The sequence below is a fragment of the Oricola cellulosilytica genome (assembly GCF_019966575.1).
Lineage (GTDB): Bacteria > Pseudomonadota > Alphaproteobacteria > Rhizobiales > Rhizobiaceae > Oricola > Oricola cellulosilytica.
Window position 1 is genome coordinate 20,742 of record NZ_JAINFK010000002.1, and the last position, 19,850, is coordinate 40,591.

26 protein-coding genes are annotated in these 19,850 nt (G+C 62.0%); 8 read left to right on the forward strand and 18 right to left on the reverse strand.

Features of this window, described 5'->3' with window-relative positions:
• From LC298_RS04770 to LC298_RS04805, 8 genes are all read right to left on the reverse strand, one after another.
• The gene (locus tag LC298_RS04770) at positions 1-417 is read right to left on the reverse strand and encodes a DUF2155 domain-containing protein (protein WP_199223259.1); all 417 of its coding nucleotides are present in this window, start codon (positions 415-417) and stop codon (positions 1-3) included.
• A 67-nt stretch (positions 418-484) separates the two neighbouring features.
• The gene (locus LC298_RS04775) at positions 485-883 is read right to left on the reverse strand and encodes an NADH:ubiquinone oxidoreductase subunit NDUFA12 (RefSeq protein WP_131568591.1); all 399 of its coding nucleotides are present in this window, start codon (positions 881-883) and stop codon (positions 485-487) included.
• 96 nt (positions 884-979) lie between these two features.
• Positions 980-1,648, reverse strand: a complete 669-nt coding sequence (locus tag LC298_RS04780; protein WP_131568589.1) for a DNA-3-methyladenine glycosylase I — start codon at positions 1,646-1,648, stop codon at positions 980-982.
• Between the two features lie 6 nt (positions 1,649-1,654).
• On the reverse strand, positions 1,655-2,053 hold the full coding sequence (locus LC298_RS04785) for a DUF427 domain-containing protein (protein WP_131568587.1): 399 nt from the start codon (positions 2,051-2,053) through the stop codon (positions 1,655-1,657).
• Entirely contained in the window at positions 2,050-2,532 is a 483-nt protein-coding gene (locus tag LC298_RS04790) for a DM13 domain-containing protein (RefSeq protein WP_131568585.1), read from the reverse strand. The genes LC298_RS04785 and LC298_RS04790 overlap by 4 nt, the downstream gene beginning before the upstream one ends.
• A 73-nt stretch (positions 2,533-2,605) precedes the next feature.
• Positions 2,606-3,094, reverse strand: a complete 489-nt coding sequence (locus LC298_RS04795) for a GNAT family N-acetyltransferase (protein WP_131568583.1) — start codon at positions 3,092-3,094, stop codon at positions 2,606-2,608.
• Between the two features lie 14 nt (positions 3,095-3,108).
• Positions 3,109-4,608: an Asp-tRNA(Asn)/Glu-tRNA(Gln) amidotransferase subunit GatB gene (gene gatB, locus LC298_RS04800; protein WP_131568581.1), complete on the reverse strand. Its 1,500-nt coding sequence runs from the start codon at positions 4,606-4,608 to the stop codon at positions 3,109-3,111.
• A gap of 35 nt (positions 4,609-4,643) precedes the next feature.
• On the reverse strand, positions 4,644-4,862 hold the full coding sequence (locus LC298_RS04805; protein WP_131568579.1) for a hypothetical protein: 219 nt from the start codon (positions 4,860-4,862) through the stop codon (positions 4,644-4,646).
• A gap of 164 nt (positions 4,863-5,026) precedes the next feature.
• Between LC298_RS04805 and LC298_RS04810 the strand changes: the two genes are divergently transcribed.
• The gene (locus tag LC298_RS04810; protein WP_131568577.1) at positions 5,027-5,317 is read left to right on the forward strand and encodes a DUF6455 family protein; all 291 of its coding nucleotides are present in this window, start codon (positions 5,027-5,029) and stop codon (positions 5,315-5,317) included.
• Between the two features lie 16 nt (positions 5,318-5,333).
• Here the strand turns inward: LC298_RS04810 and LC298_RS04815 are convergent, their stop codons facing one another.
• Together LC298_RS04815 and LC298_RS04820 are read right to left on the reverse strand one after the other, a co-directional pair.
• Positions 5,334-6,974, reverse strand: a complete 1,641-nt coding sequence (locus tag LC298_RS04815; protein WP_131568575.1) for a vWA domain-containing protein — start codon at positions 6,972-6,974, stop codon at positions 5,334-5,336.
• Between the two features lie 125 nt (positions 6,975-7,099).
• The gene (locus tag LC298_RS04820) at positions 7,100-7,390 is read right to left on the reverse strand and encodes a hypothetical protein (protein ID WP_131568573.1); all 291 of its coding nucleotides are present in this window, start codon (positions 7,388-7,390) and stop codon (positions 7,100-7,102) included.
• A gap of 128 nt (positions 7,391-7,518) precedes the next feature.
• Between LC298_RS04820 and LC298_RS04825 the strand changes: the two genes are divergently transcribed.
• The gene (locus tag LC298_RS04825) at positions 7,519-7,992 is read left to right on the forward strand and encodes a hypothetical protein (RefSeq protein ID WP_131568571.1); all 474 of its coding nucleotides are present in this window, start codon (positions 7,519-7,521) and stop codon (positions 7,990-7,992) included.
• Positions 7,993-8,010: 18 nt separating this feature from the next.
• Here the strand turns inward: LC298_RS04825 and gatA are convergent, their stop codons facing one another.
• From gatA to LC298_RS04845, 4 genes are all read right to left on the reverse strand, one after another.
• A complete protein-coding gene (gene gatA, locus LC298_RS04830) occupies positions 8,011-9,492 on the reverse strand; it encodes an Asp-tRNA(Asn)/Glu-tRNA(Gln) amidotransferase subunit GatA (RefSeq protein ID WP_131568569.1) in 1,482 nt (493 codons plus the stop codon).
• Entirely contained in the window at positions 9,489-9,959 is a 471-nt protein-coding gene (locus LC298_RS04835; protein ID WP_131568567.1) for a GNAT family N-acetyltransferase, read from the reverse strand. Before LC298_RS04835 ends, gatA begins: the two co-directional genes overlap by 4 nt.
• Positions 9,960-9,966: 7 nt before the next feature.
• On the reverse strand, positions 9,967-10,254 hold the full coding sequence (gene gatC, locus LC298_RS04840) for an Asp-tRNA(Asn)/Glu-tRNA(Gln) amidotransferase subunit GatC (protein WP_131568565.1): 288 nt from the start codon (positions 10,252-10,254) through the stop codon (positions 9,967-9,969).
• A gap of 196 nt (positions 10,255-10,450) precedes the next feature.
• Positions 10,451-11,158, reverse strand: coding sequence for a metal-dependent hydrolase (locus LC298_RS04845; RefSeq protein ID WP_131568563.1), 708 nt, complete (start codon positions 11,156-11,158; stop codon positions 10,451-10,453).
• A gap of 78 nt (positions 11,159-11,236) precedes the next feature.
• On the opposite strand from LC298_RS04845, the gene ruvX reads away from it, so the two are divergent.
• A complete protein-coding gene (gene ruvX, locus LC298_RS04850) occupies positions 11,237-11,707 on the forward strand; it encodes a Holliday junction resolvase RuvX (protein WP_131568560.1) in 471 nt (156 codons plus the stop codon).
• On the opposite strand, the gene LC298_RS04855 is transcribed toward ruvX, so the two are convergent.
• Complete coding sequence (locus tag LC298_RS04855; RefSeq protein ID WP_131568558.1) at positions 11,689-12,024, reverse strand: DUF6105 family protein; 336 nt, start codon at positions 12,022-12,024, stop codon at positions 11,689-11,691. The genes ruvX and LC298_RS04855 overlap by 19 nt on opposite strands.
• Positions 12,024-12,617: a hypothetical protein gene (locus tag LC298_RS04860; RefSeq protein ID WP_131568556.1), complete on the reverse strand. Its 594-nt coding sequence runs from the start codon at positions 12,615-12,617 to the stop codon at positions 12,024-12,026. Before LC298_RS04860 ends, LC298_RS04855 begins: the two co-directional genes overlap by 1 nt.
• 140 nt (positions 12,618-12,757) lie before the next feature.
• Between LC298_RS04860 and LC298_RS04865 the strand changes: the two genes are divergently transcribed.
• Positions 12,758-13,696, forward strand: coding sequence for an AEC family transporter (locus LC298_RS04865; protein WP_131568554.1), 939 nt, complete (start codon positions 12,758-12,760; stop codon positions 13,694-13,696).
• On the opposite strand, the gene LC298_RS04870 is transcribed toward LC298_RS04865, so the two are convergent.
• On the reverse strand, positions 13,678-15,339 hold the full coding sequence (locus tag LC298_RS04870; protein ID WP_158284766.1) for an acyl-CoA dehydrogenase family protein: 1,662 nt from the start codon (positions 15,337-15,339) through the stop codon (positions 13,678-13,680). The two genes, LC298_RS04865 and LC298_RS04870, sit on opposite strands and share 19 nt — an antisense overlap.
• Before the next feature lie 134 nt (positions 15,340-15,473).
• Here LC298_RS04870 and LC298_RS04875 point away from each other — a divergent pair, with 134 nt between their 5' ends.
• Genes LC298_RS04875 through dprA form a run of 4 tightly spaced genes read left to right on the forward strand, consistent with a single transcriptional unit; the run spans position 15,474 to position 19,545 of the window.
• Positions 15,474-16,436 carry an aspartate carbamoyltransferase catalytic subunit gene (locus tag LC298_RS04875; RefSeq protein WP_131568552.1) on the forward strand — a complete coding sequence of 321 codons (963 nt, stop codon included), beginning with the start codon at positions 15,474-15,476 and terminating at the stop codon, positions 16,434-16,436.
• On the forward strand, positions 16,436-17,737 hold the full coding sequence (locus tag LC298_RS04880; protein WP_131568550.1) for a dihydroorotase: 1,302 nt from the start codon (positions 16,436-16,438) through the stop codon (positions 17,735-17,737). The genes LC298_RS04875 and LC298_RS04880 overlap by 1 nt, the downstream gene beginning before the upstream one ends.
• Positions 17,738-17,772: 35 nt before the next feature.
• Positions 17,773-18,381: a glycerol-3-phosphate 1-O-acyltransferase PlsY gene (gene plsY, locus LC298_RS04885; protein WP_131568548.1), complete on the forward strand. Its 609-nt coding sequence runs from the start codon at positions 17,773-17,775 to the stop codon at positions 18,379-18,381.
• Positions 18,382-18,384: 3 nt separating this feature from the next.
• A complete protein-coding gene (gene dprA, locus LC298_RS04890) occupies positions 18,385-19,545 on the forward strand; it encodes a DNA-processing protein DprA (RefSeq protein ID WP_131568546.1) in 1,161 nt (386 codons plus the stop codon).
• Here the strand turns inward: dprA and LC298_RS04895 are convergent.
• Positions 19,510-19,707, reverse strand: a complete 198-nt coding sequence (locus LC298_RS04895) for a hypothetical protein (RefSeq protein ID WP_131568544.1) — start codon at positions 19,705-19,707, stop codon at positions 19,510-19,512. The two genes, dprA and LC298_RS04895, sit on opposite strands and share 36 nt — an antisense overlap.
• Between the last annotated feature and the right edge of the window lie 143 nt (positions 19,708-19,850).

The window sequence follows — 19,850 nt, forward strand, 5'->3', positions numbered from 1 at the left end:
TCAGGATTTCGCTTCGGGCGCCGGGACCTGGGAGTCCTGCTTGCAACCCTTCAGCCATACGTCGTAGACAGCATGTTCAACCGCATTGAGCCCGGGGCTGTCGGCGAACATCCAGCCGGTGAAAATGCGCCTGATCTTCCGGTCTAGCGTAATTTCGTCGATCTCGACAAAGGTGTTGGAACCGGGAGCCTCGTTTTCAGAGCGCGAATAACAGACACGGGGCGTCACCTGCAGAGCGCCAAATTGTACGGTCTCATCGAGATAGACATCGAAGGTGATGATACGTCCGGTGATCTTGTCGATGCCAGAAAATTCGGCCACCGGATTGGTGGCACGCTCGGCAATCGCCGGTGCAGCCGAAAGTGCCGGGATCAGCGCGAGAAGTCCGATAAGTCGTGTGAGTTTGCGCATTGTCATTCCGCGGCGTTTGGACCAAAAGCACGGTGAAAATTTGGCAGACCGGCCGATCACCAACAAATTTCGGTCATTCGCCCGGTGTCCAGGCATCGTAATCCCCGGTCACCACCGGACGTGTCTGCGGATTCAGCATCGACCCGTCGGGGCGATAAGCGCCGGCCGTCCCGGTCAGGTTCGGCTTATGCGGCTTCTGCCATTCACGCGGGCTATAATCCTCCTTCGAGGGCGGCGTGTCGACACGATGATGCATCCAGCCGTGCCAGCCAGGAGGGATTTTCGAAGCTTCTGCATAACCGTTGTAAATCACCCAGCGGCGCGTGCGGCCTTCCTGATCAAGGCCACCCTGATAGTAAACATTGCCGAACTCGTCCTGACCCACCTTCTCGCCGTGGCGCCAAGTGTGAAAGCGCGTGCCAAGCGTGGTTCCGTTCCACCATGTGAAGACCTGAATCAGAAACTTCTTCATTGCCTTGAGTCCGAGCGTTTTGCTGTGCTGCTTATGGCGCTGCCCGGGTGCGAATGCAACCGCAGAACAACGGCCGACGCGCCACGGCACCCGTCCTCATCCTATGCTCATGGCAAGCGTGCGGCTTATCTCTTTCGCCGAACGGCCGGATTCCTCCATCCACCGGTTGAACGCGGACTGCACGGCGCTCATTGCCTTCTTCGAGGCCGGCGTCCTGTCGACGACGCCCTCGGCAATCAGCCGCGCCACCACGTCCCGCGAAAGGACGTAGCTATCCTTTCCCATGAAGCGCAGGAAATACTGACCGGTCGCGCCGCCAAGCCGCGTCCCGCGCCTCTTGAGAGTTTCGAGAAGGCCCGCCTGATCGGTTGCCGGCCAATCGGCGAAGAACTGCGCCGCGCTGCCGTGTTCACCGGCAAGCTCCTGCAGAAACACCGCATTGTGCTGAACAGAGCGTATCTTGCCGCCGTGGCGAACTATCCGGACATCGGCTGCCAGCCGCGCGATATCGTCTTCGTTCAGCATCGCGCAACGGCCGATGTCGAACCCCTGGAACGCCTCCTCGAAGCCGGGCCACATGTTGTCCACGACCTTCCAGTTGAAGCCGGCGTTGAAGATGCACTTAGTCATGCAGGAGAGCCAGCGATCATCGGGAATGGCCGCGAGCTGTCGCGGCAGGAGCGGCGGATCCAGTTTGGCTTCCAGCGACTGGTGTCCTCCCTGGCGTTCGGCTGCGATTTCGAATATCTCGTCAAAGCTGCGCATCGTGGATCAGGCGGCGTCCGCTCCAGCCTCCGCGATCACGACCTTGCTGGAATAAAACGCGACATACCCTCCCAGTTCACGCGCGACCTCAAGGGGACGGTCGTAGCTCCATGCGATCTCCTCACCTTCGAGTGAAAAGTACGATGCATCGCCTTTGAGCGGGCAGTGGGTACTCTTGGCCTCGACCGGCACCAGTTGTCCCGACACATCGGCCCGCGGAAAGTAGATCACCGGGTCGTAGACGTCCCTGCCCGTTTCCATGACGCGCAGCGCGTCTCCCGATTCCGCCAGCAACCTGCCGCCCCGGGTGACACGAACGGTACCGGCGATCGGCTTGATTCGCATGAAATGGGCCTCGTTGTCGGGGTTGTGAATCGTCTTGCGCTCCATGATCGTGTTCTTCAAACCTCCGAGAGCGGCGCAGGTGAAAACAGCACGCCGAACTGCGCACACCAGATCACGACCGAGCCAAATGAGTCGATGTCAGCACCATCTGGAACAATATAGGTCTGGTCGCCCTTGTTGCCCTTCAGGGGGCCCAGCGAAATCCAGGTGCTCGCCTTCACATCGTCGGAGGATTGCGGATCAGCCTCCCCGACCAGCCAGACTTCCAGATCGGGGCCATTCGTCACGGAGAATTCAGTCAGGCGAACGAGCACGGTCCCGGCATCGCTGACCATGATCCGGACGCGCCCCTCTCCCTTGTGGGCGAAATCGGCATCACGGAACCGGCCTTCGCGGATCGCGGTGAGCATGAACTCGGCTGGCAGCGCCTCGGAGACCTCGCGGTCTATCCATAGCGGCGAGAACAGGTACCAGAAGGCATTTCCCGTCACGAAACCGATGACGAATACGGGGATGGCGATCTTCAGGAAGCGCAGCATGCCGACAGTCCCGATTACGGTCCCATCGTATGGCGGTTTGAGCCTGGGCGCCAGTGGAAGACGGCGACTCCGCCTACCAGATGACCTTTTCCATTTTGACCGCGGGGATGCCGGAGCCCTTTACGCCGCAATCAGGCGTCATGCCGGTGCGCTTGAAACCGTTTTCCTCGTAGAACCTGACCGCCCGGTCGTTCGCTTCCTCGACTTCCAGCTTGATCTTCCGGACATCCGGAAAACAGGCCTCGACCTCCACGAGAAGCATCTTTCCGACGCCCTGCCCCTGTGTGGATGGGCGGACATAGAGCTGATGCAGCATCGAGGTCTCGGAGTCGACCTGGCTGACGAAAGCCATACCGGCGATCTCCGACCCGTCATCGCAGACGATGAATTCGCTGCGCGGCTTGGTCAGTCTCTGCTTCAGTGCGGGGACCGAGTGCCACGTGCCGGTCAGTTCGGCAACCTTCTCGTGGCCGTATATGTCGTCATAGGTGTTGTGCCACGTCTCTGACAGCATGGCGCTGATGGTCTCGAGATCCTCCAGCGATGCCGTCCTCAACCACATGATCCGGTTTCCCTCTAGTCTTCTATTCCGAGCTTCGCTCTGACGAGCGCCTGCACGGCCTGCGGGTTGGCCTTGCCCTGCGTCGCCTTCATCACCTGGCCGACGAACCAGCCAGCAAGCGAGGGCTTGGCCTTCGCCTGCTCGACCTTGTCTGGGTTGGCGGCAATGACCTTGTCGACTTCACCCTCGATGGCGCCGGCGTCGGTCACCTGCTTCATGCCGCGTTCGTCTACGATGTCAGCCGGATCTCCCCCATCGTGCCAGACGATTTCAAAGACATCCTTGGCGATCTTGCCCGAAATGTCACCGCTCTTGATCAGATCGATAATGCCGCCGAGCTGCGCCGGGGAAACCGGCGTCTCCTCGATGCCGAGACCGGCCTTGTTCAGCGCCCCGAGGAGATCGTTGATCACCCAATTAGCAGCGGTCTTTGCGTCGCGGCCGGCGGCCACCTGTTCGAAATAGTCGGCGATGGGCTTTTCCGAGACCAAAATGGAGGCGTCGTAGGCGGACAGGCCAAGCGAAACCAGCCGCGCCTTCTTCTCGTCCGGCAATTCCGGAAGATGCTGCGCGAGGTCCTCGACGAATGCATCGTCGAATTCCAGCGGCAACAGATCCGGGTCCGGGAAATAGCGGTAATCGTGCGCCTCCTCCTTGGAGCGCATCGACCGCGTCTCGCCCCTGCCCGGGTCGAACAGCCGGGTTTCCTGGTTGATCGAGCCGCCGTCCTCGATAATGGCGATCTGGCGGCGCGCCTCGGACTCGATCGCCTGGCCGACGAAGCGGATGGAGTTGACGTTCTTGATCTCACAGCGCGTTCCGAAGTCGCCGCCCGGCTTGCGCACGGAGACATTGACGTCGGCGCGCATGGAACCTTCGTCCATGTTGCCGTCGCACGTGCCCAGATAGCGCAAAATCTGGCGCATCTTGGTCAGATATGCCTTGGCCTCGTCGGACGAACGCAGATCGGGCTTGGAGACGATTTCCATCAGCGCCACGCCGGAACGGTTGAGATCGACATAAGACATGGTCGGATGCTGGTCGTGCATCGACTTACCGGCATCCTGCTCCAGGTGGAGCCGCTCGATGCCGATCTCCACATCCTCGAACTCGCCGTTTCGGTCGGGTCCGACCGAGATCACGACCTCGCCCTCGCCGACAATCGGCTGCTTGAACTGGGAAATCTGATAGCCCTGAGGAAGATCGGGATAGAAGTAGTTCTTCCGGTCGAACACGCTCTTCTTGTTGATCCTGGCCTTCAGGCCCAAGCCAGTTCGCACCGCCTGCTTGACGCATTCCTCGTTGATGACCGGGAGCATGCCCGGCATAGCAGCATCCACCAGCGAGACATTGGCGTTAGGCTCGGCGCCGAATTCGGTCGATGCACCCGAGAACAGCTTGGATTCGGAGATCACCTGGGCGTGGACTTCCATGCCAATAACGATCTCCCAATCACCCGTAGCGCCAGGAATTAAGCGTTTGGGGTCCGGGGTACGCGTATCGATAATGCTCATCGGTGCTGTGGATAAAGAACTCTTTGAACTCTTGGCTATGCGAAATCGCGGGGCAGGACAAGCCCCTCCTCACAGAGGTCCGGGGACCGGGACGCATAAGCAATCCCTCCATTCCGATTCCACGGACAGGCCGCCTTCGCCGACTTGGATTTGTATCCGCGAAGGTTTCCGACGCTCTCGATGAAACCGGTAACCAGAACCAATACGGTCACCGCGAGGACGCCGACGACAATCCAGAGAACGTTGCGACTCATGATGGTGGGCCTCGCGCCGACGCTGCTGCAGCGCGGTCGACAACCGATCCAGCTCTCGGTACGGACACACTGCGGCTTTCGGAGTTTTCCTCACATTTGACGAGGATCAAGGCGGAGGCACCAGAGGCGGATGAGACTGTGCGGACTGGACAAGGGGAAAATCGATGTTTTCCATCCGCAATCTCTTCGACCACTCCGGGAATCAGCTGCTATTTCAGGCCATGTTGGACAAGCTGGGTCTGCGACAGGCCATCCTGACGCGGCACAACAGCGGCACCGTGATGAGGCGTGCCGAGGAACGCTGCGCCGAATGCGGACGCGAGGAAAGCTGCCGAATATGGCTCGACGAAATGGACGAGCCAATCGAGGCGCCGCGCTTCTGCAGGAACCACGACCTGTTCGAGCGGCTGAAGCACGACATCGAGGCGGAGGAGTTGCTTCAAACGGCCCGCTGAACGCGATGCGCGCCGCCTACTCCACCATGACTTCCGTACGTTCGGCTGCCATAACGCTGGCAGGCATCTCCTTCTTTTCACCCTTCGAATCGCCCATGGTGGCGACGACCGCGTAATCGCCGGGGTGGAGCGTTGTCTGGAACGTCTCGCCGTAAGTTCCACCGAAATCCGTGCGCTTGCCCTGAAGGTCGGGTTTCGCGGCGAATACGTCGATACGGTAGGCCCCAGGCACCGAAATTGCGAGGACGCCGGCATTGAGGTCAACGACCACATCCGTCGCTCCGCCGCGCGCCACCGTGACCGGAGCCTCGGAGACCGCCTTGTCGAGACGCGCCCGGACCACGTAGTCCCCAGGAGGAAGCTTGAACTCGTTCCCGGGGCCGTAGCCGCCGCCAAAATCCTTGCGGGTGCCGTCCAGCGCCTTCCTGGCCGAGAACACGTCGACGCGCAGTCCGCTCGTTTCCACCGCGGGACCGCCGGCCGCATAGACGGCATTGGCTCTTACAATGCCGATACCGAGCACGAGATCACGCTCGACAATTTCGCCCGGCGCAAGCGTCAGGCTCTCTGCCAAGTCACCCTTGCCAAGCCGGGCCTCGATGACCACGTCACCAGCCGGAACGACGAGCGTTCCGGATCCGTATCCGCCGCTTTTCGCCCCGAAGGCCAGGATATCGAAGCGACCTGCCGTGTCGGGTTCCGCTCCGTCGTCCGGCAGGACCGCGACCGAAATCACCCCCGCACCAAGCACGAGATCCCGCTCGATCTTCTCGTCCCCGGTCACCTCGATCACCGTTTCGGCGCCGGCCATGTCCTTCTTGTAGCGAAGCAGGTAGCGGCCAGGCTCGAGCGTCGCGGTGAAAGTGGTGTCGTATCCGCCGACGACCGATTTCGCGGCCGGCGTATCGTCCTCCATCGGGAAGTAGTCGTACCGGCCGTTCAGATCGTAGTCCGCTGCGCCTTCGGCAAGCCGCGCGGTGATCGTCACGTTGTCTTCAAGGGCGGCGGGCTCGGGTTCCGGCTCCGGTACGGGAGGTGCCGCGGCGACAGTCTTCGTCAATGCGTCGGTCAGTTCGGCCGCGTCATCCGCCTCGAGGAACACGCCGCCGGTGTTTTCGGCGATGCAGGAAACCTGGACGCCTTCGCCCTCCTGCAGACCGAAACCCACAACATGGGCGGTGAAGTCGACGCCTGCCCGCTCAAGCTCCGAGGCGACCGCGCATGGATCGGCCTCGCAGGTTTCAATGCCGTCGGTGACGAGGATCACCGTCGCCTTATCCTCGGTGTAGCGCAGTGATTCGGCGGCCTGCCGAACCGCGTCGGTCAGTGGCGTCTTGCCTTTCGGGTTGAGCTTGTGAACGGAGGCGGCGATAGCGGTGGAAGTTCCGGCGGCCGGTGCGACAATCTGCTCGATATCGGAGCACTGTCCCTTCCGGCGATGCCCGTAGGCGATCAGACCCAATTCAAGATCTGCGGGAATGGTGGACAGCACGTCGCCGAGCGTTTCGCGGGCGATCTCGATCTTGGTTTTGCCTTCAATCTGGCCCCACATCGACCCCGACGCGTCCAAGACGATGATCGCCCTCTCGCCGGCCAGTGCCGATCCGGCACATAGGAAAGAAGATGCGGCGAAAGCTGCAAGCGTATTGCGAAACATGGCGGCTCCCTCGATTGAAGAGTTCGGCCCGATTGGCGCGATAGTACAGGCGCTACATGACAAGGCAAAAACGTTCTGTGCGCAGTTTCACACGCCGGACAACGGAAAGCGAGCCGCCGGTCGAGTCATTCCGATCCAGGACATTTCAATCTGGCGGTGAGAGCGGCACGCAGGTGCGCCCATTCCTCCTCAAGGTCGTCGCTGTGACGCGGCTTGCCGGCGCGACGATACCAGTAAGCCGCGTTTCCCTCGTCACCTTCGATGCGATGGCATAGTGCGTGAATCCGGTCGAATTCGGGCTTGCCCTCATTGGCCTGCGCGATCTCGTGCGCCCGCTTCCATTCCGGACCGGTCTTGAAGTCGCCGGATTTGAGAAGATCGAGCGCCGCCAGAGCGGCATTGCGGTCGCCTTTCATCTCTTACTCCCGGATCTTCGGCAGGGCCAAGGTTGCAGCTCGGCCCTGGCTCCGGCAAGCCGCAGCGGATGAAATCCGTGAAAATGTGGCTAAAAATACTGAATGACGAGGAAATTGTTTCTTCACGGATGTCGGAGAAAATTGCCAAAAGGACCAATGACGTGGGCTTCAAGGTGATTCTGATCGCGGCCATGTTTGTCGCCGGGACGCTCGGCGGCGCCTGGTCGTATTTCAGCGCGACCGGAGAACTGCCGTCGGCCTACGGGCTATACGCGTCCGCTGATTCCACGGTGCGCAAGACGATACGCCGCTTCGACTCCAGGTACTACACTCGCGGCGCGACCTACGACGCCTGCATTGCCGGCTATGGCCAGGCTGCCTCCGGTCTTACCAACGCCGAACGGGTCTGGCGCTGCGAATGCGTCGACAAGCGCATCGGCTCCGTCGGACGCAGCAGCCAGGATGCGGTGATGAGTGTGGTCAAGGCACGGCCGAAAGCTCAGGCCTCGCTGACCGTGACGGCCTCGCGCCTCCTCGACAAATGTCTCATCGAACCGGTCGATCGGCCGGGCATATCGATGGAAATCCGCGGGACGAGTTAGCGGTCCGGCGTTCGGTTCCTACCACCATTTCTCGACAGGGAAATGCCCTGCCGCCTGTTCCAGTACATGTGCGGTGCGGAACAGCGTCTCCTCGTCGAACGGCTTGCCGATAAGCTGAAGGCCGAGCGGCAGGCCCTGCGCGTCGAGTCCGGCGGGAACGGCAATGCCCGGCAGACCGGCCATGTTGACCGTCACCGTGAAGATATCGTTCAGGTACATCTTGACCGGGTCTGCGGCCATGTCCTGATCGGCGATGCCGAACGCAGCCGAAGGGGTGGCTGGCGTGAGGATCGCGTCCACGCCATCGGCGAACACCGTCTCGAAATCGCGTTTGATCAATGTGCGGACCTTCTGGGCGCGCAGGTAATAGGCGTCGTAGTAGCCGGCGGAGAGCACGTAGGTTCCGATCAATATGCGGCGCTTGACCTCGTGGCCGAACCCCGCTGCGCGCGTCTTCTCGTACATCTCGGTAATGTCCTTGCCCGGCACGCGCAGGCCGTAGCGAACGCCGTCGTAGCGGGCGAGGTTGGAAGAAGCTTCAGCCGGGGCGACGATATAGTAGGCCGGAAGCGCGTATTTGGTGTGCGGCAGGGTGATGTCGACGATCTCGGCGCCGGCGTCCCGCAGCCAGGCCATGCCCTTCTGCCACAGCGTCTCGATCTCTTCCGGCATGCCGTCCATGCGGTACTCCGCCGGAATGCCGATTTTCATGCCACGCACCGACTGGCCGAGCGCCGACTCGTAATCCGGCACCGGACGATCGACAGATGTCGTGTCCTTCGGATCCACGGACGCCATGGACTTCAGCATGATCGCGGCGTCGCGCACGTCGCGGGTGATCGGACCGGCCTGATCAAGGGATGAGGCGAAGGCGACGACGCCCCACCGCGAGCACCGGCCGTATGTCGGCTTGATGCCGACCGTGCCGGTGAAGGCGGCGGGCTGGCGGATCGAGCCGCCGGTGTCGGTCGCGGTCGCTCCGGCGCAAAGGAAGGCGGACACCGCCGCAGCCGAGCCGCCCGAGGAGCCGCCCGGGACGAGGTCCTTGTTCGATTCTCTGGCCCGCCACGGGTTTTTCACCGGGCCGTAATACGATGTCTCGTTGGACGACCCCATCGCGAACTCGTCCATGTTGAGCTTGCCAAGCATCACAGCTCCGTCGGCCCACAAATTCGCGGTAACGGTGGATTCATAACGCGGCTCGAACCCGTCCAGAACGTGCGAGCAGGCCTGGGTGTGCACGCCCTCAGTGCCGAACAGATCCTTGATGCCGAGCGGAATGCCCTCCAGCGCGCCGCCGGCGCCATTGGCGAGCCGTTCGTCCGACGCCTTGGCCATCTCGCGCGCCTTGTCCGCCGTCACTTTCACATAGGCGTTCAGCGTGTCGTTGGCGGCATCAATCGCGGAAAGATAGGCGTCGGTCAGCTCGGTCGAGGTGATCTCCCGGCCGCGCAGCTTTTCGCGGGCTTCGGCGATGGTCAGCGATGTCAGATCGGTCATTTCGAAAGGTTCTTTTCGTAGAAGACGTTGTAGGCGGAGTCCGGGTAGTCGGCGAAAGGGCCGCATCGGGTAAAGCCGTTTCGCTCATAAATGCGCCAGGCTGGCTCGAAGCCGGCAGTCGATCCGGTCTCCAGGCGAAGCAGGCGCAGGCATTTGCGACGCGCCTCCTTCTCGATCGCATCCAAGACGCGCTTGCCGACACCGCTCCCGCGGACCGCGTCGGCGGCATACATGCGCTTGACCTCGCCGAACGCATCGCCATGCACTTTCAGCGCGCCCATACCGATGGCCCGTCCCTCCCGGTTGCGGGCGACGAACACGGTCGTGTCGTCCGCCATCATCTGCTCGGCGGTCAGTTGAAACTGGAACTCACGCGGCGACAACGGGATGAGGTACTCGTTCAGCCGCTGGACCATTGCGCGCACATCGTCCTGCAGAGGCGTTTCGCTTGCGACGGAAACTTCCATCCGGCGATCACTCCACCACTTTCGGGACGAGGAAGAAATTGTCTTCCGAAGCGGGCGCGTTTGCGGTGATATCATCCGCCTTGTCGCCATCGGTGACGGCGTCCTTGCGTTTGCGCATCTCCATAGGAATGACCGATGTCATCGGTTCGACACCCGAAATATCGACCTCATTCAATTGCTCCACGAAACCGAGGATAGTGTTCAATTCGCCCTCGAGGCTGGAGGCTTCATCATCGGTGACGGCGATACGGGCAAGCTTGGCGACACGCTTGACGGTTGCAAGGTCGACGGACATGGATGTCTCCGGAAAGTCTTTGTTCCCGCCCGCTATAGACGCGCCGATTGCGCGGCGCAACACGGCCGGGGTCCGCGGTCAACCCACTCCCTGGCGCCGCAACTCATGGCGCACCGCGCTCCCGAGGATGACCATCACCAGAACCATCTCACCAATCGCAAGGGCCCCTCAGCGGCGCTTCATGAATGACCGTGCTTCACACATCAACGGCCTCGCCGATGGGAGGCACAAGAATCCGGTTGGCGTCCTCTTCCATCGCGGCAAGAAAGGTGTCGGCGGTGGCGTCGATTATGGGAAACGAGCCGTAGTGGCAGGGGACGATCTTCGAAAAGTCGAAATAGCGCCGGCATGCGACCGCCGCCATGGCGCCGCCCATCGTGAACCGGTCACCGACCGGGACCAGACCGATCTCGGGACGGTGGAACTCCGCGATCAGGGCCATGTCCGAGAATATGTCCGTATCGCCCATGTGATAAAGCGTCGGCGCATCCCGGAAATGCAAAACGAGACCGGCAGGGTTGCCCAGATAGGTATTGGCGCCGCCACCGATCTGCGCTGACGACGAATGATGCGCCTGCACGAAGGTTGTCGTGAAGCTGCCGCACTCGACCGTGCCGCCGTGGTTTCCCGGATTGAGCTTGTCCTCTGAGACTCCTTTTGCTGCGAGGTACATGCAAATCTCGAAGTTCGCGACCAGCATCGCCCCGGACGCTTTGAGAATTTCGACGGCGTCGCCGATGTGATCGTCATGGCCGTGAGTAAGCAGGACATGGGTGACACCTTCTGCGGGCTCTTCCCACCCCGCGTCCCACGACGGATTGCCGGTGAGGAACGGGTCGATCAGGATTCTGGTGCCGCCGTGCTCCACGCGGAATGCCGAATGTCCGTACCAGGTGAGTTTCATGATCGCGCCTCCTCGCAAACGGCGTTCGTCCGTATTATGAGCCGACCACAGGCATAGCGGGGACTGAAGGCGCGGGCCATGGCAAACATCGCAATCGAGGAAATCGCGGCAGTGCTTGCGGAAGGACAGGTCGTTGCCGGACTCGATCTAGGCACGAAAACAATCGGGGTTGCCGTCAGCGATCAGCGTCTCTCGCTGGCCTCGCCACGGCCGGTGATCAGACGAACGAAGTTTACCGCCGATGCTGAAGCGCTGCTCGGACTGTTAAAAAAGGAAAACGCCGGTGCGATCGTGCTCGGCCTGCCGCTCAATATGGACGGGACAGAGGGACCACGAGCGCAGGCCACGCGCGCCTTTGCACGCAACCTCGCCCAAAAAACCGCAATCCCGATCACGTTCTGGGACGAGCGACTGTCGACGGTTGCCGCGGAACGGTCACTTCTCGAGCGGGACGTCTCTCGCGCCAAACGCGCCGACCGTATCGATTCGGCGGCGGCTGCGTTCATCCTGCAGGGGGTTCTCGACCGGATCTACTCTGCCGGAATGTGAGCGGCGACTTCCTGCGTCATCGGCGCATCGTCCCTATCCCGCTGCCTTCTCGCCTCCCACCAGGCGCGGATCTGACGCCGCTTGCGAAAGGCTACAATAGCGAAGATGAGCGCCGAATCGAAAATGCAGGCCTTCAGGAACATGATCGGAATTGCGGCCGGATCGACGCCTAGCAACGAACCGTAGATGTTGAATACCAGATCATGAAGGTCGCGGCTCAGGAACATCAGACCGAAATTCACATCGTTGTAAGACAGGCCGAACCAGCTCCAGAAAACCGAGAGCGGAAGAAACCATAGCCAGAACAAGTATCGCATCACGCGTTTCCCGGTTTGCTCTCCGCCAGCGCAAATTTGCGCGGGGCACTTCCCTTATGTGTTCTCTCTGCCAGCCTGGCACTGCTCAACGCCATGTGGGCGGCGAGGCGCCTGGCCATCCGTTCCTCGGCATGCTTCGCATTGCGCGCGACGGGCCGCCCTTCCCAGGCGAATTCGACGCCGCCGGCCGCAAGCATCGAGACTAGTGTCACCATGTAAATAACGAAAAGCGCGGGAAGCGCCGAGGTTCCACCGATCGCCATTGCAATCAGCATCCAAAGGCCGGTGACGCCGAGCGTCCACGAGAAAGCTGCGGCCTCGGCCGTCATCCGCTCGGGATAATCATCGTCCCCGCCGGTCAGCGAGAACATCAATGCCCACAGCATCAGCGCCAACGTGACCGCGACCATCACAGTGATGACACCCTGCGCCATTCCGGACGAAAGACCCAGAAACGCCGGTTCGGTCAACAGGCGCTGCATTTCCCTCAAGAGCCCTGCCGACGCACCGGTCTGTGGCAAGCCGCCAACCGTGACGGCCAGCGCAAAAGCCATCCAGCTGAAGAAAATACTGCCTGAAAGAAGTTGTCTCATACCAATTCCGTTCGTTTCCCGGACTATCGGCCTCCCGTCTTCGAGTCGCAACGTTTACCCACGATTAACCTTAACACCTGTGGACGAACCAGCCACTGTTGTTGCATGGGTGAACGTCCCGCCCACATGTCCGAGCGCTCATGCTTTCCGTCCTTGCCGCCATTCTCCCGATATTTCTGTTGATCGTGTTCGGACAGCTCCTGCGCAAATTGCCGCTGTTCCCGGCCGAATTCTGGCGCGGCATGGACATGATGGGGTTCTACGTCCTTTATCCAACGCTTCTTTTCGTCACGATCGTCCGGGCGGACTTCGCTCGGCTCACCTTCGACATCATCATCATCGCCCTCGCCGTCGGCGGTGTCCTCATCGCTGCGTTTACGCTCGCGATCTGGCCGGTGCTGCGCGATCGGTTCAAGGTCGACCGGCCCGCCTTCTCATCAGTTTTCCAAACGACGGTGCGCTGGAACGGCTTCATCGCTTTCGCCGTCGCCGAGAAGCTGTTCCCGCCAGAGGGCGCGGCAATGGTGGCGCTCGTGATGGCGGTGGTCATCATCCCGATCAACATCGAAGCGGTCGCGGTGGTTGCCTGGTTCACCGACCGCTCGCCCGACTTCGCCGGCGTACTGCGCCGCATCGCCGTCAATCCGCTGATCCTGGCCTCGGCGGCGGCGCTCATCGTGCGTGTTCTGCCGTTCGCCTTGCCGGTTCCGGTGATGGAAATGCTCGACCTTCTCGGGCGGGCGGCGCTTGGAATGGGGTTAGTGGCGATCGGTGCCGGGCTCAGACCGCAGGACGCCCTTCGCCCCGGATTTCCCGTGATACTGGCCGCCGCTAACAAACTGATGGTGTTTCCGTCTCTCGTGATATCGGCCGCGGTGGTGCTCGGCCTCGGCGGACAGCAACTCGCCTACCTGGCCCTATGTGCGTCGGTGCCGACGGCCATGAACGGATATGTGCTGGCGCGACAGATGGGCGGTGACGCCGAACTCTACGCCGCGATCGCGACGGTGCAGACGGCCGTCTCGTTCATCTCGATCCCCATGGTGCTGGCCGTGGTCGCTCAATTATCCCCGGGGTAGAGCGCATCGAGCAACTGGCTTGCGTCAAAACGGGCATCGAGCATGCCATAGCTCATGCGCCAGGCACCGCCGAGCCTCGTCTCGGAAAACGCATCGGCAAGCCTCCCCGCGCCAATGTGATACAACTCGGCGGCGGCTGCTGCCAGGGCGAGTTGCTCAATCACGATGCGGGCGGCGCCCTCGTCCTTGCGCAGCAGATCGAAGGCCGCGTTCAAGACGTCGCGAGTGCCCGCAGCGCGCCGGCCGAGTTGGTCGGTAACATGTTCAATGACGCGCTCGTAAGTTTCCGGCGAGCGGCGGAAGACACGCAACAGGTCGAGAGCCATGACATTGCCGGAACCTTCCCAAATCGAATTGACCGGCGCCTCGCGATAATGGCGTGCCAACACAAAATCCTCTGTGTAGCCATTGCCCCCGAGGCACTCCATCGCCTCGCCGATCATCGCAGGGGCAGCCTTGCAGACCCAGTATTTCACGACCGGCGTCATCGCCCGGGCGTAGGCGGCTTCGAAATCGTCGGTGCGCGCGCGGTCGAACGCCTGGGCAAGCCGCATTGAAAGCGCTGTAGCCGCTGCTGTGTCGACCGCCATGTCGGCCAGCACGCGTGTCATCAGCGGTTTATCGATCAGTTTTTCGCCGAACGCGCTACGATGGCGGACATGGTGCACTGCTTCTGAAAGCGACCCCCGCATCAGGCCTGCCGAAGCAACGGCGCAGTCGAGACGCGTCAACGTCACCATCTCCAGAATGGTGCGGACACCCTCGCCTTCCTCGCCAACCGCCTGCGCGACAGATCCATGAAATTCCGCCTCGGATGACGCGTTGGAGCGGTTGCCCAGCTTGTCCTTCAAGCGCAGGAACTGAATGCCGTTAGATGCGCCATCCGGCAGAACGCGCGGTAGCAGGAAGCAAGTCAGTCCGGTCTTCGCCTGCGCAAGTACCAGAAACGCGTCGCTCATCGGCGCCGACATGAACCATTTGTGTCCTGTCAGCCTGTAGATGCCCTTGCCTTCGGCTTCCGCCCGCGTGGTGTTAGCGTTGACATCCGTTCCGCCCTGCTTCTCCGTCATGCCCATGCCGACGGTCAGTCCCGCCTTCTCCACCGGCGGCTTGTGGGACGAATCGTATTTCCGTGAGGCGATGCGCGGGACCCATTCGCGGGCGAGCTGCGAAGAGGTGGTCAGGGCTGCGACCGAAGCGTTGGTCATTGTCATGGGGCAGAGGTGACCGGTCTCGAGCCCGGCCACCATATAGAAGGTCACAGCTCGCCGGACATGGCCCGGGCTTTCGTCGCGGCTGCGCGATTCCCACACCGAGCCCGACAATCCCCATCCTGTCGAACGGCGCATCAGCGCATGGTATGCGGGGTGAAAATCGACCCTGTCAATGCGTCTCCCCTGCCGGTCGTGGGTCTTGAGCTTCGGCGGTTCGGTGTTGGCGAGACGCGCGAGATCGACTGCTTCTGGCGCGCGCACATAAGCTCCGATCTGCTGCCACTCTGTCAGGGCGACGTTCGAGCCGCCGGACGCGTATTGCATCAGCAGCGGGTCTTCCTCAAACGCATTTCCGCCAAGCGGCGGGCTTTGGTTCTCGACGGAATGAGTGGCAGTCAATGGGGCTGGCTTTCTTTTGATTCTGTGAATGGCGTTGCAGCCATTATCGGGGATGGCCGACGCGCGGTCCACGGTCAATCCACGCAATCAAGCGACGATAACTGTCAAGGTCGGTCGATCGGGCTTGCCCGTTTCATTGCGAGCGCTTACAGCGTGGCCTCGACATGAACGCCGCGACCGACTTCCCAATCTTCCCACACTCCCATCTTCTGGGAATTGCGGGGCTTTCCTATCCGGATGTCGAGACGCTTCTCAACCGTGCGAACGCCAATGTGGACGTGTCGCGACAGCGCGACAAGAAAAAGTCGGTCCTGCGGGGTCTGACCCACATCAACCTGTTCTTCGAGGCGTCCACCCGCACGCAGGCGTCGTTCGAACTGGCAGGCAAGCGGCTGGGCGCAGATGTGATGAACATGGCAGTCGCCTCATCCTCGGTGAAAAAGGGCGAAACGCTTATCGACACGGCGATGACCCTGAACGCCATGCGGCCGGATATCCTCGTGATTCGGCATTCGGCGGCCGGCGCGGCAGCCCTGCTATCGCAAAAGGTCGGCTGCGCGGTGATCAACGCCGGCGACGGCGCGCACGAACACCCAACCCAGGCACTGCTCGACGCGCTTACCATTCGCCGGGCCAAAGGCCGGCTCGACGGGTTGACCGTCGCGATTTGCGGCGATGTCCTGCACTCGCGCGTCGCCCGCTCCAACATCATTCTGCTGAACACGATGGGCGCGCGGGTGCGCGTGGTCGGGCCGTCCACGCTAATGCCGACCGCGATCAGACAGATGGGAACCGAGGTCTTCACGTCGATGCGCGAGGGGCTCGACGGCGCCGATGTCGTGATGATGCTACGCCTTCAGCGCGAGCGAATGGGTCAAGCGCTCGTGCCCTCGGTGCGCGAATATTTCCGCCATTACGGGCTGGACGCCGCCAAACTGGCCCATGCCAAGCCGGATGCGCTGGTGATGCATCCCGGCCCGATGAACCGCGGTGTCGAAATCGCATCCGGGATCGCGGACGGACCGCAGAGCGTGATCGAGGAACAGGTGGAGATGGGCGTTGCCGTGCGAATGGCGGTGATCGAGGCGCTGCTCGATCCGCGCAAGAACGACGGAGCGACCGGCTGATGCTGCCCGATCACACCGGCACCTCGGTTTACCGGAACGCGCGGATCGTGGACCCGTCGCGCGGCATCGACGAGACCGGAACTCTCATCGTCACCGACGGGAAGATCGTCGCGGCGGGGGCAAACACGCTCAACCAGGGATCGCCCGAGGGCGCCGAAACTCACGACTGTACCGGCCAAACGATTGTTCCGGGCCTCGTCGACATGCGCGTCTTCATCGGCGAGCCGGGCGGCGAGCATCGCGAAACGATCGCATCGGCAAGCAAGGCCGCAGCTGCGGGCGGGGTCACGTCGCTAGTCATGATGCCGGACACGGATCCGGTGATCGACGATGTCGCGCTGGTTGAGTTCGTACTGCGAACCGCCCGCGAGACCGCACGCACGCGCATCTATCCGGCCGCGGCCATCACACGGGGCCTGGACGGGCGCGAGATGACCGAAATCGGCAATCTTCTCGGCGCCGGTGCGGTCTGCTTCACCGATGGCCGCGAGACGATTGCCAGCGCAGCGGTCATCCGCAATGCGATGCGCTACGCGCGTGACTTCGGCGCTCTGATTGCCTGCGAGACGCAGGATGCCGATCTGTCGGCCGGGGGAATCATGAACGAAGGGCTGTTTGCCAGCTGGCTCGGGTTTTCCGGGATTCCGCGCGAGGCGGAAGTGCTGCCGCTCGAGCGCGACCTGCGCCTCGCGGCGCTGACAGGCGCGCATTATCATGCGGCGAAAATCTCGACGGAAATGTCGGCGGACGCCATCCGTATAGCGAAGGAAAGAGGCATCGACGTCTCGGCGGGTGTCTCGATCAACCATCTGTCGCTCAACGAGAACGACATCGGCGAGTACCGCACCTTCTTCAAGCTTTCACCGCCTTTGCGCCACGAAGACGACCGGCAGGCGATGATCGCGGCGCTTGCGGACGGGACGATTGACGTGATCGTCTCCTCGCACGATCCGCAGGATGTTGACACGAAACGCCTGCCCTTCTCCGAATCGGCGGACGGCGCGGTCGGGCTCGAGACAATGCTCGCAGCGGGACTTCGTCTCGTCCACTCCGGGGATGTGTCGCTTTCGCGGCTGATCGAGGCAATGACCGCCGGACCGGCAAGGCTGCTCAGCATCGACGCAGGAACACTTGCTCCCGATGCGCCTGCCGATTTCGCGGTGCTCGATCTCGACGCGCCGTGGGTGCTCGATGCCGAAGCCTTGCATTCCAAATCGAAGAACACCGCATTCGAGGGTGCGCGGTTCACGGGCCGGGTACTGCAAACAGTGGTTGCCGGACAGCAGGTTTACAGCGCATAAGGTGCATTGAACGACACGATCGCACTGCGGACGCCATGGATTTTGCCGAAATACCGCCCTTCGCGCTCTTTCTTGCGCTGGTCACGGGCTATCTTTCGGGTTCGGTGCCTTTTGGCCTGCTGCTGACGCGAATGGCCGGTCTCGGCGACGTCCGTTCGATCGGGTCGGGCAATATCGGCGCGACCAACGTCCTCAGAACAGGCCGCAAGGGCCTTGCGGCCCTGACACTCCTCCTCGATGCGCTCAAGGGAACCGTGCCGGTGCTGATGGCGAAGCAATTTCTCGGCATGGAAGCAGCGATGCTCGCCGGTCTCGGCGCGTTTCTGGGTCACCTCTACCCGGTCTGGCTACGGTTCAGGGGCGGCAAGGGTGTCGCCACCTTTGCCGGAATCTCGCTCGGCTTCTCCTGGCACGTTCTGCTGCCCTTCGCCGTGGTCTGGCTCGCCACCGCTGCGGTGACCCGGTATTCATCGCTGGCAGCCCTGATCGCCAGCGCGGTGACGACGGTCAGCCTGTTCTATGTCGGGGAAGCGGCCCTTGGCTGGCTGTACGTGCTGCTGACTGCCATCGTGTTCTGGAAGCACCGGCAGAACATCCAGCGCCTGATGTCCGGAGCCGAAGGCAAGATCGGACAGAAGGGCTGACCCTTGGAGGCGGACGGCGGTAAGGAAGACCAACCCGTTCGTTTCGTTCTCTCGGACCGTCAACGGCTTGCCTGGCTTCGGCTTTACCGGTCGGAGAATGTCGGACCCGCGACCTTCCGCGACCTGATCAGCCATTGCGGCTCCGCCGAGCTGGCGCTGGAAAAGCTGCCGGAACTGGGATCGCGCGGCGGCAGGCTGGGTAGCGTAAAGATCGCCACCGAGGAGGATGCAGAACAGGAACTGCAAGCCGTAGAACGGTACGGAGCACGGATAGTCGGCTTTGGCGAACCCGACTATCCCGGGCTGTTGCGCCAGAGTGAACCGGCGCCTCCGCTGGTCACAATAAAAGGTGACGCCGGGGTCTTTGCCCTCCCCTGCACTGGTATCGTCGGCGCTCGCAATGCATCCATGACCGGCATCAAGCTTGCCCGGGAACTGGCCGCCGGTCTCGGCGAGGCGGGCTACGGGATTGCCTCGGGTCTGGCGCGGGGGATAGACCGCGCCGCCCACGAGGCTGCATTGAAGACCGGCACGATCGCCGTGTTGGCGGGCGGCATCGACAAGGGCTATCCGCCCGAGAACCTTCCCTTGCTCGAAGAGATCGAAACCGGCGGCGGCGCAGCGATCACTGAAATGCCTTTCGGCTGGGAGCCGCGCGCCCGCGATTTTCCGCGACGCAACCGGATCATCGCCGCACTTTCGCTCGGCCTGGTCGTTGTCGAGGCAGCGACACGTTCGGGATCACTGATCTCGGCGCGGTTTGCAAACGAGATGGGAAGGCTGGTATTCGCCGTGCCCGGCTCGCCGCTCGATCCGCGCGCCGAGGGCGCCAATTCGCTCCTGAAGAACGGCGCGATCGTCACGACTTCAGCGCGCGACGTCATCGAAGCCCTCGAGCCGCTCGCCGGCATTGCGCCCGCCCGGCCCATCGGATCTCAGACGACGCTATTCGAACCTGGCGAACTGTTGTCGCTGCCCCCCAACGACGACCAGCGTGCACGAATTCTTTCGCTGCTCGGCCCAGCGCCCGTCAATATCGACGACATCATAAGCCACACGGGCCTGGATCCCGCGCAGGTTTTTTTGACAATTCTCGAACTCGACATCGCGCAACGCATCGAGCGGCACTCAGGCAACCGCGTTTCGCTCGTCGCGGCTGTCTAGCTCCGTAAGCCGGTCGAGGAGTTCCAGCGCGTCCATCTGCGCCATGCCCAGATAATAGGAAATTGACGGGAGCTGTCCTTCCTCCGCCATCCCTCTCAGTTCCGCGAGCATGCCGGCTATGTATTCAAGCCGGTCGAGGTCGGGTTGCTGCAGTTCGGCCATCCACTTCTTCTCCTATCCGACGCCGCACCGTCGAAACAGTTCCGATCGGGACGACAGATCCGACAAACGAAAGATCCTGCCAGCTGCGGGAAGAAAGTAATCATACCCACTTTTGATTGCAACTTTCTGTATTGCAATCTTTA